Genomic DNA, 17,364 nt, shown 5'->3' with positions numbered 1-17,364 from the left:
GCCCGGCCGGCAGCGCCCGAGCGCCGGCCCGTCGCACCGAAGGGGAATACCACCATGCTCCCGAACCGCAAGACCGCCGCCGCGCTCGGCGCCGTCGCCCTGGCCGGAGCCCTGCTGTCGGCCGGTCCCGCGCAGGCCGACGCCGCCAAGCCCAGCCCCGCCGCCTCGGCGAAGTCCGCCCCCAAGGGCGACGGCGCGAAGGCGATCTGCAAGCGGCTGCCGAAGGCCGAGGCCCGGATCACCGCCGCCCTCACCCGGCTGAACGGCGACGCGACCGTGCCCGGTTCGATCGCCCGGCTCCAGCAGCGCGTCGCCGAGGCCAAGAGCGCCGGCCACACCGAGATCGACACCTACCTCAACGACCGCCTGACCTTCCGCAAGAGCCTGCTGCCGACGCTGCAGAAGCGCCAGGAGGACCTGAAGGCCGTCTCCACCTGGTGCAGCGCCCAGGGGTCCAAGTGAGGGCCCGCCGCCGCGGCGCCGCCGGTCTCGCCGCCGCCCTCGCCCTGGGCGCGTCCCTGCTGCTGACCGGCTGCGGGGGCGGGGGCGAGCACCCCAAGGCGGAGCAGTCGGCGGCCGTCGACGGCCAGGCCGGGGACATGCAGGCGAAGCTGGACGCAGCGGAGAGCGCGGCCGCGCAGGCGGACGCGGACGCCTCGCAGAACAACTGACCGGCCGGCCCGCTCCCGCACCGGCCCACACCACGGCCCGCCCGGCACCCCGGGCGGGCCGTGGTGTGGGCTCGGCCGGTCGGGTGGATCCACGGGCCGGGGCGGTACGGGGCCCGGCCGGGCCGGGTAGGGCGCGGCCGTGACCCTGATCAAGCTGACCAGCCCGGCCTTCGCCGACCACGCGGAGATCCCGCGCCGGTACACCGGCGAGGGCGAGGACGTCTCGCCGCCCCTGACCTGGACGGCAGCGCCCGAGGGCACCGCGGAGCTGCTGCTCCTGTGCGAGGACCCGGACGCTCCCCGCGGGACCTTCCTGCACTGGCTCGTCACGGGCATCGACCCGTGGACCGGAGGAGTGGAGGAGGGCCAGACGCCCCACGGCGGACGGTCCTGGCCCAACGGGTTCGGGAAGACGGGCTGGGGCGGTCCCATGCCGCCGCCCGGGCACGGGCCGCACCGCTACTTCTTCCGGCTGTACGCCCTCTCCCACCCCGTACGGCTGCACGACCGGCCCACCGCGGACGCGGTGCACGGCGCCGTACGGGGCGTCGATCTCGGGAGCGGCACGCTGGTGGGCGTCTACCAGCGGCTGTGACCCCTCACCGCTGCGGTGGGCCGGCGCCGGTTCGGACGGTGCGTCAGCCTCCGGCGGTCGTCCGGCGGCGCCGGACGTACACCGCCGCACCGCCGGCCGCCGCCAGGGCCGCGGCCCCGGTGAGGGCGGCCGGCTGCCAGGACGCGCCCGCCGCCGGTGCCGCCGAGGCGACGGATGCCGCCGCAGGCCGGCCCTGCTCCTCCTCCGCCAGGCCGGGGTACCCGCCGGCGAGGCCCTTGCGGTCGTACTCGGATCCGGGCAGCTTGTCGCCGTAGCGGGCCGACACCAGCTTCTGGTACGCGGCGAGGGGGACGGCGCCCTTTCCGCCGAGGCCGGCCGCCGCCTCCTGGTTGAGCGGTTCGACCATGCCCTCGGCGGTGAGCCGGTACCAGGCGTGGATCTGCGGCTCGCTGAAGGCGCGGGCCTGCGGGGTGCCGCGCTCGGCGAGGCCGAGGTCGGTGTCCCCGTCGCGGATGCCGGCCAGCTGCCAGCCCTCGGCTCCGGCGCTCTGGGGGCTGCCGGGCGCGGCCGCGCCGCCCTTGGGCGCGAGCAGTACGGCGGCCGGGCGGCCGTCCGAGGCCGTCACCCGGGAAGCCAGGTAGGAGAGCCGCAGCGCGGTCTGCGGGCTTGCCTGGGCCTTGCCGGCCACGAAGTCGGGGCTGATCTCGAACATCGGCACCGGGTCCTTGAGCTCGAACCGGGGCGGCGCCGCGGGGGCGGCGGGGGCGCTCCCGTTCTTGGGGGCGCCGACGGCGCCCCCGTCCGCGGCGGCGGCACTGCCGGGCTGCCGGGTCGAGACGAGGAAGCGGGAGACGGTGTCGTGGACCTGGTCGCTGCGCAGGGTCTGCTGGGCGGACTGGTAGCCCGCGATGCCGTCGCCGCCCTCCGCGCCGTGCGCGGAAACGTTCCCGCAGAGAGCGGTGGCGAAGGCGGTGGTGGCGAGGACGGCCGCCCGGACGGCCGTGCGCTGCATGCGCCGCATGGTCTGTCTGGTCTGCATGGTCGGTCTTCTCCTCAGCCCTGGATGCCGATGCGCGAGTGGGTCCACTGGAACGAGTTGTTGTTCACGTAGGTGGAGTAGTCCCACCAGGTGTAGGTCTGGGTGGTCTGCCAGGGGTCGCCGACCGCGATCATGTTGGTGGCGCTGTCGTAGCCGTAGATGACGTTCATGTGGCCGCCGCCGCTGCGCCAGCCGAAGCGGACCGCGAAGGGCCGGCCCGCGGCGATCTCGGCCGTCGACTCGCCGAACGAGGCGTTGCGGTACAGGCTGCGGCCGCTGCTGCCGAGCCCCGCCTTCGCCAGGCCGTTGGCCATGTCCTCCAGCGTCGCGGGCTGGTTGTTGCAGTCCACCCAGGTGCCCTGGGCGGCCAGTCGGCAGAACTGCTCCTGGGTGACGTTCCTGCCCCAGTACTTGGCGATGGTCACGCCGGAGGCGTCCCAGCACCACTGGGTCCGGACCTGCTTCTGCATCTCGATCCCGAGCGACTTCTGGGTGGCGGGACCGGGGTTCGGCCGGGTGGGCCCGGGGTTGGGGGTGGAGCCGCAGACGGGCAGGGGGGTGGTGTTCTCGCGGATGAACGCGTCGGCGATGTAGTACGAGCCGGTGTAGATCCACCGCGGGTTGTTCTCCACGGTGTCCCCGGTGGTCCGGCAGGACATCTGGATCCTGTCGCCGACCTTGGAGGAACCGTTGATCCGGGCCGAGAGGGCGGGCTTGGCCCGGTGGTTGACGGTGGCGTAGTTGCCCTGTCCGCCGATGACCGTGCCGGTGACCGTGTCGGCCTGGGCGAGGGCCCCGAAGCCGAACAGCAGACCGCCGGAGAGCGCGGCGGTGGTGGCGGCTATGACGGCCTTCTTGCGGCGGGACATGCGTCGTCTGTGCATCGTGCTCCTTGGGCCGGAAAGGCGGATCAGCCCCGGCCATCCGGTCGTCCGCGGGCGCTATCGGCACCGCATTCCTCGAGTGGATTGGGTGCCGGGAATCTTGCCAGAGAGATACCGGGATGTGGACGGCATTGCTCTACGCGCGAAGAGGTCACCCATTCAACCATCGCGCAGCAAGAATTGACCCACCGTCAACTCGCCCAGCGCCAAAGCGGGTTGGGGTGGCCGCAAGAAATGGTCCAGGCCATTCGGAAGGCCGCGCAGGGCACGGACTTTACGCAAACTTGACGTGGGGAATCGCGTTATTGGACGGCTCGTCAAAAAAGCGAATAGCCCAGCGTGTATGCCGCGTGACTCTCCATCATTTTCCCACCGGAAAATCCCGCCGCGTTGGGCGCGGACCCGTCGGGTGCGGTTCAGGGAGTGGTGCCGGTGAGCACCCCGACCTTGTCCAGGCGGTGTTCGGGGTTGTTCTGTGCGTCGCGCCAGTGGTTCCCCGCCGCATCGTCTTCCGGGGTGAGGCAGGTGGTCACGGTGATCATCGCCCGGGTCGGGGCGGTGCCGGGCGAACCGGGGACCGGGGCCCGCTGCGCGTCCCTCGAGGAGGGGGACCGGAAGGAGGTCGTCCGGGTGGCGGTGATCGTGTACGTGTACGTCACGCCGCCGGCGGTCACCAGCACGGTGGCGCCCTCCCGCAGCGCCGGCAGCGCACGCAGCGGGCCGCCCGCCGTGACGCGGTGCCCGGTGACGATGTAGTTGCCGACCTCGCCCGGGCCGACCCCGCCGCCGGGTCCGTGCGGGCTGGCGGCCAGCCCCTGGTCCTGGATCCGGGTCCCGGCCGCGTCGTCCGGACTGCCCTGGTACGGGACCACCGGCAGCCCGGAGATCCCGATGGAGGGGATCGACAGCTCGGCTGCGGCGGCACGGCCGACGGCCCGGGTGCCCGCCGCGGCCGGGTCGAACGCGGCAGCCCCGGGGGCCGTCAGCGGGACGGCGAGAGCGGCGACGGCCACGGCTGCCGTGAGGGCGTGCAGGCGACGGAAGGGGCGGTGGGGCATGGCACATCCCGGTGAGAGGGGGTGGGGGACGGACCGGGCCGTGTGCGGAGTGACCGGCAGGCCCGGTCGGCTCTTCCAGCGTGGCACCGGCTCGCCCTGACGGCATGTCGGCCCACGACGCCCCCGGGTTTCCCGGCAAGGGGGGACGGTGCGCCGCACCGCTGCACGAGCGGCCGCGCGCCCCTGCTGTCCGCCTCGGGCGACACCCGCCGAGTCCGTTGCGGCACCCCCGGTTCGCGGACTCCGGTACGCCGCCGGCCCCCGCCCTCGGCGCCCGTCCGGATGCGGCCCCCGCGCAGCAAGGCGCATGCTGGCTGTGTGGCCGGGAGAGCGGTGCGACCTGGCGCGGCCGATGCGGGCGGGTTCCGTACGCGTCGGCCGTCGACCGTGAGCGCGTCCAGGCGGACGTACGGCGCGGTGCAGTGCAGTGCAGTGCTGCGGGCAAGAGGTGTCATGCAAGAGGTGTCATGAGCGGGATGTGCCATGAGCGAGATCCCCGGCTTCGATGAACTCCAGGACCCCCTCGACGCGTCCCGCGTGGCCGTGGTGGTCCTCGACGCGGATGCGCGGGTGATCGGCTGGAGTCCTGCGGCCACCGAACTGCTCGGGTACCCGGCGCCGGAGGTGCTCTGGCGGGAGTTCGCCGACCTGGTGACCGATGCCACGGAGCCCGAACTCCTCCCGGGCGCACGGCGCGTGCTCCGGCTGCGCCACCGCGACGGGCACACCACGAAGGCGGCGGTCGCGGTCCACCCCCTGGCCCCCGGCGGCACGGAGCCCGGCGGCCCCGGCGGAAGCGACCCGGGCGGCACGGGGGAGGCCGCGCCGGGGGAGCAGGGCGCCGCGGAGCCGCCGAGCGGGCCGAGCGGGGCGGCCGCGCCGCGGCCCGCACACCTGCTCGCCCTGGCCGACGCCGACGAGACCGACCGGTGGAACGCCCTGCAGTCGATGCTGCGCGGGCTCGCCACCCAGTCGCCCGTCGGGCTGGCCCTCTATGACACCCGGCTGCGCGTGGTGTGGACCAACGCCGCCCTCTACAAGGAGATGGGACCCGCCCAGTACGCCGGCGTCGGCCCCGACGACATGGTCACGCACGGCGTGATCATCTCGCCCGGCATGCCCGACACCCTGGAGCAGGTCATGAGCGAGGTGCTGGCCACCGGCGAGCCCGTGATCGAGCTGCACTACCGGGGCCGGCCGCCCTCCGCCCCCGACCGCGACCACGTCTGGTCCTGTTCGTACTACCGGCTGGAGGGCCCGTCCGGTTCACCGCTCGGCGTGTGCGAGGAGACGTTCGACATCACCGAGCGCTACCTCGCCCAGCAGCGCCTGGACCTGCTGGTCAGGGCGGCCAGGAACGTGGGGACGACGCTGGACACGGACCGCACGGCCCGGGAGTTCGCCGCCGTGACGACCCCGTGGTTCGCCGACCGGGTCACGGTGGACCTGCTGGAGGCGGAGCCGAACGGTGACCGGTCCGCCGGCGCGCCCGACAGCCGGATGGTCCGGGTGTGGCCCCCCGAGGAGACCCCGGGCGGCACCCGGCCGGCCCCCGCCGCCGTCCGCCCGGCTCGCGAGCCGGGGCTCCTGGCCCTGCCGCTGCGCGCCAAGGGCACCGATCTGGGCCTCGTCTCCTTCGTCTGGGACCACCGCACCGAGCCCTTCGACGAGGGCGAGCTGGCCGTGGCCGGCGAACTCGCCGCCCGGCTCGCGGTGTGCGTGGACAACGCCCGGCGCTACGCCCGCGAACACGCCGCCGCCCTGCTCCTCCAGCGCAGCCTGCTGCCGCGGCTGCTGCCCCGGCTCTCCGCCGTGGAGCTCGCGTACCGCTACCTCCCCGCCGACAGCCGGGCCGGTGTGGGAGGCGACTGGTTCGACGTCATCGCCCTGTCCGGCACACGGGTGGCCCTGGTCGTCGGGGACGTCGTCGGCCACGGCCTCGGGGCCGCCGCCACCATGGGCCGGCTCCGCACCAGCGTGCGCGTACTGGCCCGGATGGACCTCGCCCCCGACGAGCTCCTCGCCCGTCTCGACGACCTCGTCACCCAGGGCGCCGACGAACGCGCCGCCGTCCACGCCGGGGGCGAGGAGCTCTCGGAGAACGAGGCCCTCGGCGTCACCTGCCTCTACGCGGCGTACGACCCGGTGACCGGGACGTGCACGATGGCGCGGGCCGGACATCCGCTGCCCGCCGTCGTCCACCCGGACGACGGCACGGTCACCTTCCCCGAGCTGCCCTCCGGCCCGCCGCTGGGCCTGGGCGGCCTGCCCTTCGAGTCCGTCGAGCTCACCCTCCCCCCGGGCAGCCTGCTCGCCCTCTTCACCGACGGCCTCGTACAGGGCCGCGGCCGCGACCTCGACGAGCAACTCGGCGTGCTGTCCGCGGTCCTGAGCCGGCCCGACCGGCCCCTGGACGACCTGTGCGACGAGGCCGTGGGCACCCTGCTGCCCGCCCCGACCGAGGACGACGCGGCGCTGCTGCTGGTCCGCACCCGGCTCCTGGACCCGGACCGCATCGCCGTGTGGGACGTCAGCAGCGACCTCCAGGCCGTCGGCCGGGCCCGCACCGCGGCGGCCGCCCAGCTGCGCGACTGGGGGCTCGAGGAGCTGGTCTTCACCGCCGAACTGGTGGTGAGCGAGCTGGTGACCAACGCCATCCGGTACGCCGGGGACGGCCCCGTCCGGCTCCGCCTGATCCGCGACCAGACGCTGATCATCGAGGTGTCCGACGGCGGACACACCTCGCCGCACCTGCGGCACGCCGCCAACGACGACGAGGGCGGCCGCGGCCTGTTCATCGTGGCGCAGACCGCCCACCAGTGGGGCACCCGCTACACCGCCACCGGCAAGATCATCTGGGCGGAGCAGGTCCTGCCCCCGGCGAAGCGGCCGCCCGCCGGGGAACCCGGCGCGGACGGCGCCCCGCCCCGAGCCTGAGGTCAGGAGCTCCCGGACGTACCGGCCCGGCCGAGGCGGCCCAGCGGCAGCAGGTACTGGACCGGTTCGTCGAGGTCGTCCAGGCCCAGCAGCTCGTGCGCCAGGTCGTCGTGCAGACCGCCGAGCGGGATCGTGGCCAGCCCGTACGCGGCCGCCGTGAGCTGGAGGGCCTGCGTCAGGTGCCCGGCCTCCAGCAGCCCCAGGCGCAGCGCCCGCAGCCCGTAGCGGCGGCGCAGCAGCCCGAGGTCCAGGTGGACGGCCAGGACGGCCGGCGCCTCGTCGATCCCGACCGCGTCGGGATCGTCCGCCGGGCGCGAGAGGTACGAGGACAGCGCCTTGAGCGCGGGGAGCTCCGGAGCGGGTCCGAGCGGGACCAGCGACCGCTGCTCCGGCAGGCAGTGGTAGGTGCCCGCGGGCAGCCCCGCCACGGCGAGCGCCAGCAGCCTGACCCGCACGCTGTACAGGGCGCCTGCGCTCGGGTACGGGCGGTGGCTCAGGGTCCGCTCCGTCCCGTCGGGAAGCCGCCGCAGGGAGGTGCCGGCCGGGGCGAGGGCGTGCCACAGCACGCCGCCGAGCTCCTCCGCGGCGAGCGGGCCCCGCAGGGCACCGCGCGCCGAGCGGCGCAGGCGCAGCGCCTCGCCGAGCGCCAGCTCGGGCAGCGGCGCGGCAGGCAGGGGGCGTTCGCCCCGGGGGCGGTGGCCGGGCGGGTCCGTGGGCCGGGCGACGGCGCGTACGGCGGTGTCCTCGGCGCGGCCGATCTGGAACTTGCTCCGCTCCAGGTACCGGTAGTCGGCCGCATGCAGCCCGGTCTCGAAGAAGCCGCCCGCCTCCCCGGTCTCCAGCAGCGCCCGGCCCGCGAGCCGGCACACCGCCCGCTCCTCGTCCGGTGTCACGCCCAAGCGGTTGAAGAGCATGTGGAGTTGGGAGGCCCATACCCACAGCCGGCGGTCCAGCCGCTGCGGGGCGTCCGGCCGGCCGGCGGGGACGGCGGCCCGCAGCCGCACGTCGGCGGCCCGCACCTGCCGGGCCCACTGCGTGAGCCAGGGCGCGGCGGTGCCGTCGTCGAGCCCCTCGCGCACGGCCCGGGCCCGCCGGCCGAGGGTCTCCCGCTGGGCCGCGAACACGGTGTTGACACGGGTGTGGACGGCGGCCCCGGGCAGCGGCTGCACCTCGGTCACCCAGCGCCAGGACGCGGCGTGCCGGCGCAGCCAGCCCGCGGCGTCCGGGCCGTCGAGGCCCAGTGCGTACGCGGTGGCGTGGGCGAGGTCCAGGGCGAGCCGCAGCCGCTCCCCCCGCCCGGGCACGGCACGCAGCGCGGCGACGGCCGTGCGCGTGGAGTGCACGAAGAGCTCCTCGGCCACGGGGAGCGCGGCCGGACCGCCGTAGCGCTCGGTCTCGGGCTCGTACGGCACCGACCGCACCTCGCCGTGCCGGCCGGGCCGGGGGCCGGCGACGGGGGTGAGGCCGGCGGCCAGCAGGCCGAGCTCCGCGGCCATCCCGTCGACTTCGGCCGCGGTGGTGTCGGGAGCGGTGGCTTCGGGCGCGGCAGCGTCGACCGCAGTGGCGTCGGCCGGGGTGCGGCGGAACCTGATCCGCAGGTGGGGGCCGCCCTCGCCGTGGCGGATGAAGAACCAGGCGCCGGCTCCCGGCCCGTACCGGGCGTCCATCAGCGGGGCGAGCGCGCCGGTGACGAAGGCGTCGGTGTCCGCGCCGCCGGCGTGCAGTGCCAGGTGCAGGCTCTGCCAGCCGCCCGCCGGGGGCGCGAGCGGTGCCGCCGCGCCCGAGGTGGCGTGCGGGCTCGACGGGGACGCGGACGGGTTCGCAAGATCGGTCATCGGGTCCTCACGGGAACGGGTGCGGATACAGGGCGAGTTCGTCGTGGCGCAGCGGCCGGGCGGTGCGCCCGAGCCGGTGGGGCACCTCCAGCAGCCGCGGCAGCCCGAGCGTGCGGCGGTTGACGTGCCCGAAGGTCATCGGGAGGGTGCCGGGCACGACCACCTTGGCGCAGTGCAGCCCCAGCCGGTCCCGGACGCCCGCCTCGTCCTGCGTCACCACGACCACCTCCAGCCCCTCCGCGGCCAGCCGCTCGACCGTCTGCGCCAGCAGCCGGGTCAGGTCCGCCACGGGCGCGGGCGCGCCCGGCCAGCGCTCCTGCCAGGGGGCCCGCGGCGTGTCGGCGAACAGGAACTCCAGCCGCGGCTGCGCCTGCGGCAGCGCGTTCAGGCCCACGTGGTCGTCGAGGTCGACCACCAGCTCGGGCCGCTCCAGCATGGGGCGCAGCCGCTCCGGGTCACGGGCCCCGCCGGGGCCGGCGGGCCGGTGCGCGGCGTCCTGGACGTTGGTGACGACCTCCGCCACCGCCGAGCGGATCGCGGCCCGCGGATCGTGGTGGGCCCCGGCGGCCAGGAAGGCGCGCGGGGCATCGGGGTGGCCGCCCTCGTAGCGGCACAGGGAGATCACCGCCGGGATGCCGAGGTCGTTGGTGGCGTCCAGCAGGCTCAGCCGGTACCCCAGCAGTCCGGCGCGCGCGGCCAGGGCGGTCACCAGCGGATCGTCGGCGGGCACCGCGACACCGGGCAGCGGCGTGCGCGCGTACCAGGCCATCAGGAAGGCGTCCCGCTCCGCCACCTCGAACAGGCCGTACAGGGCGGCCTCCTCGGGGCTGTTGCCCAGCCCGCAGCCGTTCGAGGACTCGTACACCACCCGCGCCCGGCGGCCCGGTCCCTCCTCCGGCACGTCCCAGTACGCCACGTGCTCGGGTACGGCGCGGGCCCGGCCCGCGGTGAGCGACCAGCCGTACACCCAGTCCAGCTCCAGGTCGGGGTGGTAGGGGACGGTACGGGACGCGGGGTGGCCGTGGTGGGCCGGATCGGGCAGGCCCAGCCGGGCCGGGTCCACGGCGGCCTCCGGGCCCAACGCGGCGAAGGACGCGCGCAGGGAGGTCCGGCGGCCCATCGGCCGCATCCCGGCCAGCCGCTCCACGCCCTCGAACAGCGCCACGCGCTCGCTGGACGCGAAGTCCGCGGAGCGCCCGTAACCGCCGTCGTCGAGGAGGCGGCCGTCCGTCACCCAGGCGGTGGTGAGGGCGAAGGCGGAGTCCTCGGTGCGGAAGAGGCGGCGCACCGGGCCGAAGCGCTCGTCGTGCAGCTCCTCCCGCAACCGGTCCGCCGCCGTGCGGTCGTTGGGGCCGCGCAGCACGGAGGGGTCGGGCAGCGGCCGTGGCGCGGCGGTCAGGGCGGCCGCGGCGGGGGAGTCGTCGGGCAGCGGGCGGCACACCGGGCACCCGCCGACCGGGCGGACGCGGTGCGCGGACCAGGTGGCGCGGTTGCCCTGCACGACGTACACGGTGGCAGCCGCCGTCCCGGCCGCCGATCCCGCCGCCGATCCCGCCGCCGTCCCGGCCGCCGATCCCGCCGCCGTCCCGGCTGCCGTCCCGGCCGCGGCCCTGCCGGGACCCGGGCCCCCCGGACCGGCCTGCGGCTTCGCCGTGCTGCGGGTCCGCACCGACTGCGCATCGGCCGGCCGGCTGGGACGGGAGTCCGGCAGATCCTGCCGCGCCGGCGTGTGAGGCGCGCGTCCGGGCGGAGCCCCGTGCCCGGCGGAGCCGGGCTCGCCCGACCCCGGTCCGGCCGCGGCGCCCGCTTCGGCCTCCAGCAGCTCGGCGGCGAGCAGCAGGGCCCCCTCCGCCAGGGCCGGCGTACCGGTGCCGGCGAGCCCCAGCCGGGGGCTCTGCCACGGCACCCGGCCGCCCGCCGTGGCCAACCGCTGGTACTCGGTGCACACCAGGCAGGCCCGCGCACCGGGTTCCAGCACGGGCCCGACCACGGTCAGCGCCCCGTCCTCCCGGACCGGCACCAGCCGCACGGGGTGTGCCAGCGCATGCCGGCTGAGCCGCTCCGCCGCCTCCAGGGTCCAGGACCGGAGGTGGACGACAGCGGTTCCGCCGCGCAGGGCCAGGGCCGCCGCCGGATCCAGAACGGTCACCGCGCCGCCACCGGCACCCCCCGGCCCCGCACCGGCACCCGCACCGGCACCTCCCGCGCCGACCGCCGGGCCGCCGCTCGCCCCGGGGCCCACGGCCGGCGTCGAGTCGGCCACCGCCCCCTGCGTGGTCGTCCCGCCCGTCGCCCTCGCGCTCTTCGCCGTCCGGCTCATCGTCCGTCTCCCGTCGTCCCGGCCAGCACCGTGAAGCCGCAGGCGCGCAGCGCCGCCCCGACGCGCGCCGCGCCCGGCCCGGCGGCCGCCGCTCCCGCCGCCGGGTGCGCGCGCTCCGGCCGCCACGGCCGCGGGCGCAGCCCCGTCAGCCGTGCCAGGGCCGCGCACAGCTCCGGCTCGCGTTCCGCGATCCCGGCCAGCCAGCGGTCCGTCCACCCCTCGTCCGCCCAGGCCGCCGGGGTGGTCCCCGCCGCCGCGAGCGCGGCCTCGGCACCGCCGAACGCGGTGTGTGCAGCCCCGGCCGGGCCGTGTTCGGCGGCCATGGCCCGGGTGACCGCCCCGAGCGCGGCCAGCGCAGCCGCGTCGGCGGGCGTGGCCTCCACCGCGCGGGCCGCCACGGCCGCTCCGGCGGGGCCGTGCGCTCCGGGCCGCGGCGCGGACTCCCGTACGACGGCCAGATAGGCCTGCTCCGCCCCCAGCCGCCGGACGGCCATGTGCGCCGGACGCCCCAGGTGCCGAGTCAGCACAGTCCACCAGTGGCGGGCCTGCGGATGCCCCCGCCATTCCTCGTCGGGCAGCCCGGCACCGGCACCGGCACCGGAGCGGTCTTCCGCGGCGAGCGCGGCCCGGCGCAGGGCCCGTCCCAGGGCGTGCGCGGGCCCGGCGCCGACCACCGGAGCCCCCGGCGCCCCGTCGGCCAGCCCGAGTTCGGCCGCGCGGCAGGCCGCGGTGAGGCGGGCCAGGTCCGCCCGGGGCGCCCCCGCCACCAGCGGCCCGGCCGGGGTGCGGCAGGCCGCGAGCGCGGCGGGCAGCTGCGGCAGCCCGCCCGGCAGCGGCGCGTCGAGCACCCCCAGGTACGGATCGCCCAGCGCACCGATACGGCGCAGTGCCCCGGCCAGATCGGCGGCAGGCGGCGCCGACGGGGCCGCCGCGCCGCCCGGGCCGGTGACCCACGGGTGGTAGGAGGCCTGCGGCGGCCGCGCCTCGGCGACGAGGACGGCGGGCGGTCCCGGCAGCAGCCCGGGGTCCTCCTCCCGCTCGGCCGGATCGGGCAGCCCCGCAACGGCGGACAGCAGCCGCTGCGCCGCGGCCCCGGCCAACAGCGCGACCAGCGCCGCCGAGGCCCCCGCCCGGCCCGCCACCGTCGCGGTGCCTGACGCTGCGCCTGCCGGGGCCGGCGCTGTCGGCGGCGTGCCGCCGGCGCGGCGCACTCCTGGGCTCGCGTCCGGGGCTCGGGCGCCCGATGCGTCCGGCCCGTCGGCGGTCGGCCCGGCGGCCCGCCCGGCGGTCGGCGGAACGGGGGCCCCGGCGAGCGACGCGGCGACGGCGGCGGCGTCCGTACGCGCGCGTTCCGGTGCGGTCGGGGGCGTGACGAAGCCGCCGGTCGGGGTCTGGGCCACCGCCACGGCCCACGGGGGCGTGCCGGCGGCCGCCACGGCCCGGTCGGCCGGGAGGGCGGGGTCGCGCCGGGCCTCGGGGCGGGTCCCCGCGCGGGCCAGGGCGCGCAGCAGCGCCGCCGCGAGGGGGCCTTCGGGGTCGGCCGCCGTGACCACGGGGCGGGCGGCGGCCAGGGCCTCGGCCGCGGGGCCGGGCCGAGGGGTGGACGCCGCCAGCCAGGCGGGCGGTTCGGCGGCCTCGGCCGGGAGCTCCATGAGCAGGCCCTGCGCACGGAGCCGGTCGGTCAGCGCGTCCAGGGCGGCCCCGACCCGGGGGTCGGCCGGGTCGAGTTCGAGGCGGCGGCCCGGCCGTTCCCCGGCCCCCTCCCCGCCGTCCCCGTCCCCGGGCCCGTGGCCCAGCCGCTCGGACAGCAGCAGCTCCCACAGGGCCGGCAGGGCGCGGCTGCCCTCCAGCGTCACGCTCCCGTCCCGGCCGCGCAGGTGCAGCCCGGCCCGCAGCGGGGTGACTGCCACCCCGGGCTGGAGCCGCAGGCGCGTCGGACCGGCGGCGGTCACGGCGTGCCCTCCACGGCGGCGACGGCCTCGTCGAGCCGCTCCTGCCACCGGTGCCCGGTGAGCCCCGGCACGCTCCGCACCACCAGGTATGCGGCCATGCAGCGCTCCACGGGCCGGACGTCGCAGAGGGCGAAGAGCCGGTACAGCCCGTTCGTACCGGCCCGGTGGACCACGTAGTCGGGGCGCCTCCACATCGTGCCGTGCGGATCCGAGCGGTGCAGTTGCCGGTGGAAGTCGCTGTACCGGGTGCGCAGGTCCCGGTCCCAGCGTTCGGCGGTGTCCGGGTCGCCCAGTGCCGCCGCCCGCTGCCGGTACTCCTCGGGGTCGCCCCCGAGGTCGGCGCCGGCGGTGAACCGTTCCGCCGCCGTCCGCCACGCCCCGGCGGACCAGTCGGCCCAGGCCCGTTCCCAGCCGGCCGCGCCGCCGCCCGCGATCCGTCCGACCAGCCGGGAGATCCCCTCGCCCGCCGCCGCCCAGCGCCGCTCGAAGGCCGCCCGGAGCCGGCCGTCCGGGTCCTCGTGGAGGAGGAAGTCCTCCACGTGGGAGACGTACGAGTAGTGCGCGCCCACCACACCTCCGGGGTGCGCGGCCGCATGCGCCGCGAGGGCCGCCACCACGAGCTCGACCCGGGCGCCCGAGCTGTCCCCCCGCCCGCCGAGGAAGGCGGCGCCCGCCTCGAGCGCGGGCAGCCCCAGGGTCAGCAGGTCCTCCCGCAGCCGCACCCCGTCCGGGCCGATCAGCGCCTCCAGGGAGCTCCGCTCCACCGGCTCCACCCGTACGGTGTTGTCCGGTACGAGCGGACCGTACGGCGGCGGCACCAGCTCCGCCCGCCCGGCCAGCGCCGCCTGGGCCAGCAGCTCCCGCGCGTCGACCGCGGCCCGCGACGGGCGTACGGCCACATGGGCGCGCAGCGCGGCGGCGGTCCGCTCGGCCGCGGCGGCCACCGCGTCCGGCGCGCCGCGCAGCCGCAGCCTCAGGTGCGGGCCGTACAGCCAGTGGCGCTCGACGTGGACGGCCAGCCCGTCCGCGGCGGCCCGCCGGGCGAGCGGCAGCACGGCCTCGCGCAGCAGCGGCGCCTTGACCGGTTCGTAGTGCCGTACGGCGACGTCGAGGGCTGCGGTGTCCGGGCCGGTGACCGGGGCGTTCAACGGGTGCCTCCTCGGGGGCGGACGACGGGGGCGGCGGAGGCGCCGGGACGCGCCGGGCGGTAGGTCTCGGCGACCAGCTCCACGGCGCGGGCGGGGTGCTCCCGGCCTGCGAACCCGGGCAGGGCCTCCTCCAGCACCACGCCGCGCGGATGGCGGGCCAGCCAGCCGGCGAGGCAGCGCAGGTGCAGGGCGCTGCCCAGGTCGAGGGCCTGCGGCTTCGGCGCGCGCAGGCTGCGTACGAAGTCCTCCACGGCCCGGCCGGCCGGCGGCTCGGGAACCGGGTGCAGGAACAGCTGGTCGGGCAGGCCCAGCAGCGCCCGCCAGCGGGCCGCCGCAGCGGCCGGGACGTCGCCGGGGTCGGCCGCGAGCTCGGCCCGCAGCGCGGCCAGCACCCCCTCGGGCAGGTGCCAGCGCCGCCGGGCGAGCACCAGGTGCCGGTGGCGCAGCCGCGGGGTGCGGACGACCTCGCCGCCGGGGGCGGGCACGGCGCTGCGGGGCAGCAGCGGCCGGAAGTCGACCACGCCGGCGGGGTGGTCGCAGAGGAACGGGGCGAGGCGCTGCGGGAGCATGACCGGGGCGAGGAAGCCGAGGTAGAGCACGTCGAGGAGCTCGCCGGTGGACCGCACCCGCAGCCGGAGCTGGTCGGAGGCCGGCTCGTGGACGAGCTCCACGTCGGACTCCGCGAGGCCGGACCAGTGGCGGTCGGGCCCGAGCTCCTCGCCGGTCAGGAGCGGGTGGAGGTTGGCGTTGAAGCCGCCCACCGGCCGGATCTGGACGGCTCGGGCCCCCTCGCCGAGACCGCGGCGGACCTCGCGGGCCACCTCGGCGGCGGCGACCGGGGGCAGGTCGTCGAGGAAGCGGCTGGTGAAGCGGCCCCAGCCGCCGTAGACGTGGTTCACGCAGAGCAGCCCGGGGCCGTCGCCGCCGGCCGGGCCGTCCGGGACGGCGCGCTGGACGAACCAGGCATAGCCGAGGGGGCGGGCCGCGGTCCAGCCGGGCAGCCGCCCGGCGAGCGCGCGCACCTCGTCGGCGGGCAGGACCACGTCCTCCGCCGGGTCGGCCGCCCCGACGTCCCGGCCCTCCCCGGCCGTCCCGGCCGCCCGGGCGGACCGGTCGGTCGTGGCGGCCCGTACGCTCTGCACCAACTCCTCCCGCAGCCGCGCCAGTCGGGCGAGCTCCTCCGGGAGTCCGGGATCGTCGCCGGGCCGGCCGGCGAGGCGTGCGGCCTCCTCCCACGCGGCGGCGGTGTCGGCGCCGAACTCCCAGGGGGCGGGGCACGTCCCGCCGGGACCGTACCGGGCCACGAAGCGCTCCAGCGCCGCCCGCCGCATCCAGTGCCCCAGGTCGAACAGCTCGGCCAGCGCCGCCGCTTCACCGAGCGCGGCCCGGTCGGCGCCGCTCAGCGGTGCGGCGGACACCGCCGGCCGACGGTCGCCGCGTACGCCTGGATGCGCGGCGCCGGACGCGGGCTCGGTCCTCGGCGGCCCTGCCGCGACGACGTCCTCCGACAGGACGTTCAGCGGCGCCGCTCCGTCCGGGACGGGCCGCCCGGCATCGGCCAGCAGGGCGCGCCAGCGCTCCGCGAGGCCGTCGAGCAGACCGGGCCGCTCCTCGGCGCGGGCGTGCGCGAACAGGGCGGTGTCCGAGGCGAGTCGGTCGATCCGGCCGGCGAGGTCGGCGTCCTCGGGCCATCGGCGCAGCCATCGGGCCAGGGCGCGCAAGGGGGCCGGGTCCTGCGGGGCCACGGGGTCGACGGGCACCAGGAGGCCGCTCTCGGCGAGCCGGGCGACGAACCGGCCGACCGCGGGGTCCGCGGCGGGCCGGCCGAGGACCGCGGCGAGCCGGAAGGCCAGTGCGTCGAGCGGCGCGGGCGTGGCCGCCACCGCGGCCAGGGAGGTCAGGGCGGGGCGGACGGCGAGCTCGATCTCCTCCTCGTGGCTGACGAGGTACCGGCCGCCCGCGAACACCGTGCGGTCCCGGACGTACCGGGCGCGGCCGCCGGCGGTGGGCAGGGCGCTGCTCGTCATCCGGTGGGGAAGTCCGCGGCGGCGGCGGGGTTCGTCGAGCAGCGCGGCGCACAGGGCCGCGACCAGGGCCCGGTTCTCCCGTACGACGGACCGCAGCGGGGGCAGCGCCGGGAGCGGGCCGGCCGCCGGGACCGGGACCGCCGGCGGGGCGGCCGCACCCCCCGGGGGCGCATCCACGGCGGGGTCCGCACCCTGCGCCCACCCCACGGCGGTGAACCAGGAGAGCGGACTGGTCTTCGTACTGGCCCGCAGCGCGTGCCGCAGCACCGAGGGCTCTTCCTTGCGGGCGCGGCGCCCGCCCTCCTCCCGGGCGGCCCGGGTCACCGCGCGCAGCAGATCGGCACTGGTGAGGGCGACGGCCCGGGCGAAGCCGGGGGAGCGGCACAGCTCGGCGAGGGCGGCCCGCTCGGCGGCCAGCGCGGCCGGGGCGGCCTCGGCGAGGTCGGCGAGGAGGGCGGTCCGGCCCGCGCGCAGGTCGAGCCAGTCCCCGAGCCGCGGCACGCGGGCGGGCAGGTCCCCGAGCCGGGCCAGCAGGGCGGGGCGAGGGGTGCGCCCGTTGTGCAGGGCGCGCCGCAGCGGAAGCACCACCTGGCGGTGGAAGTCCTCCGGGTGGCCGGAGCGGGAGGCGAAGAGGTCGTCGCACAGGGCGGGCCGCAATGCGGCCTCCCGGGCGGCGGCCTCGGTGAGGCGGGCGACCAGTGTGCGCACCCGGGCGGCCTCTTCCGGTTGCGCGGGATGCGCCGCCACGGTGGTACGGACCAGCACGTAGGGGGCGGTCCGCGCAGGCGCGACGCGTGGCGGGGCGGCCGGCTCGGCGGGGTGCGGCATGGCGGGGCTCCCGTGGGGCGGTCGGTGGGGCCGGGTGGGGCCGGGGGCGGTCTTCCGGCTCGGCCGGAGTCCCGTGCGGCCGGCCCGGGAAGGCCGGCCGCACGGGGGC

General features: G+C 77.8%; 12 protein-coding genes. 4 read left to right on the top strand and 8 right to left on the bottom strand.

What is annotated here, in order from left to right; all coding sequences use genetic code 11:
* Positions 1-54 precede the first annotated feature (54 nt).
* The 3 genes from AB0953_RS22725 (at position 55) to AB0953_RS22715 (ending at position 1,266) form a co-directional block, all read left to right on the top strand.
* The gene (locus tag AB0953_RS22725; RefSeq protein ID WP_366861355.1) at positions 55-462 is read left to right on the top strand and encodes a hypothetical protein; all 408 of its coding nucleotides are present in this window, start codon (positions 55-57) and stop codon (positions 460-462) included.
* Entirely contained in the window at positions 459-671 is a 213-nt protein-coding gene (locus tag AB0953_RS22720) for a hypothetical protein (protein ID WP_366861354.1), read from the top strand. Before AB0953_RS22725 ends, AB0953_RS22720 begins: the two co-directional genes overlap by 4 nt.
* A 139-nt stretch (positions 672-810) precedes the next feature.
* The gene (locus AB0953_RS22715) at positions 811-1,266 is read left to right on the top strand and encodes a YbhB/YbcL family Raf kinase inhibitor-like protein (protein ID WP_366861353.1); all 456 of its coding nucleotides are present in this window, start codon (positions 811-813) and stop codon (positions 1,264-1,266) included.
* Positions 1,267-1,309: 43 nt separating this feature from the next.
* Here the strand turns inward: AB0953_RS22715 and AB0953_RS22710 are convergent, their stop codons facing one another.
* From AB0953_RS22710 to AB0953_RS22700, 3 genes are all read right to left on the bottom strand, one after another.
* Positions 1,310-2,266 carry a hypothetical protein gene (locus AB0953_RS22710; protein ID WP_366861352.1) on the bottom strand — a complete coding sequence of 319 codons (957 nt, stop codon included), beginning with the start codon at positions 2,264-2,266 and terminating at the stop codon, positions 1,310-1,312.
* Between the two features lie 14 nt (positions 2,267-2,280).
* Positions 2,281-3,150, bottom strand: coding sequence for a papain-like cysteine protease family protein (locus AB0953_RS22705; RefSeq protein ID WP_366861351.1), 870 nt, complete (start codon positions 3,148-3,150; stop codon positions 2,281-2,283).
* 416 nt (positions 3,151-3,566) lie between these two features.
* Complete coding sequence (locus tag AB0953_RS22700; protein ID WP_366861350.1) at positions 3,567-4,208, bottom strand: sortase; 642 nt, start codon at positions 4,206-4,208, stop codon at positions 3,567-3,569.
* 483 nt (positions 4,209-4,691) lie between these two features.
* On the opposite strand from AB0953_RS22700, the gene AB0953_RS22695 reads away from it, so the two are divergent.
* A complete protein-coding gene (locus AB0953_RS22695) occupies positions 4,692-7,145 on the top strand; it encodes a SpoIIE family protein phosphatase (RefSeq protein WP_366861349.1) in 2,454 nt (817 codons plus the stop codon).
* A 2-nt stretch (positions 7,146-7,147) separates the two neighbouring features.
* Here the strand turns inward: AB0953_RS22695 and AB0953_RS22690 are convergent, their stop codons facing one another.
* The 5 genes from AB0953_RS22690 to AB0953_RS22670 all read right to left on the bottom strand — a co-directional run bounded on the left by AB0953_RS22690 (position 7,148) and on the right by AB0953_RS22670 (position 17,255).
* The gene (locus AB0953_RS22690; RefSeq protein ID WP_366861348.1) at positions 7,148-8,980 is read right to left on the bottom strand and encodes a thiopeptide-type bacteriocin biosynthesis protein; all 1,833 of its coding nucleotides are present in this window, start codon (positions 8,978-8,980) and stop codon (positions 7,148-7,150) included.
* A gap of 7 nt (positions 8,981-8,987) precedes the next feature.
* Positions 8,988-11,129, bottom strand: coding sequence for a TOMM precursor leader peptide-binding protein (locus AB0953_RS22685; protein WP_366861347.1), 2,142 nt, complete (start codon positions 11,127-11,129; stop codon positions 8,988-8,990).
* Positions 11,130-11,296: 167 nt separating this feature from the next.
* The gene (locus AB0953_RS22680) at positions 11,297-13,252 is read right to left on the bottom strand and encodes a hypothetical protein (protein WP_366861346.1); all 1,956 of its coding nucleotides are present in this window, start codon (positions 13,250-13,252) and stop codon (positions 11,297-11,299) included.
* Complete coding sequence (locus AB0953_RS22675; protein ID WP_366861345.1) at positions 13,249-14,400, bottom strand: lantibiotic dehydratase C-terminal domain-containing protein; 1,152 nt, start codon at positions 14,398-14,400, stop codon at positions 13,249-13,251. Before AB0953_RS22675 ends, AB0953_RS22680 begins: the two co-directional genes overlap by 4 nt.
* Entirely contained in the window at positions 14,397-17,255 is a 2,859-nt protein-coding gene (locus AB0953_RS22670; protein ID WP_366861344.1) for a lantibiotic dehydratase, read from the bottom strand. Before AB0953_RS22670 ends, AB0953_RS22675 begins: the two co-directional genes overlap by 4 nt.
* Positions 17,256-17,364 lie beyond the last annotated feature (109 nt).

Origin of the sequence: Streptomyces sp. NPDC046866, from assembly GCF_040704625.1 — a bacterium.
GTDB lineage: Bacteria > Actinomycetota > Actinomycetes > Streptomycetales > Streptomycetaceae > Streptomyces.
Note: the sequence above shows the minus strand (reverse complement) of the source record. Positions and strands in the feature narration are given on the sequence as shown.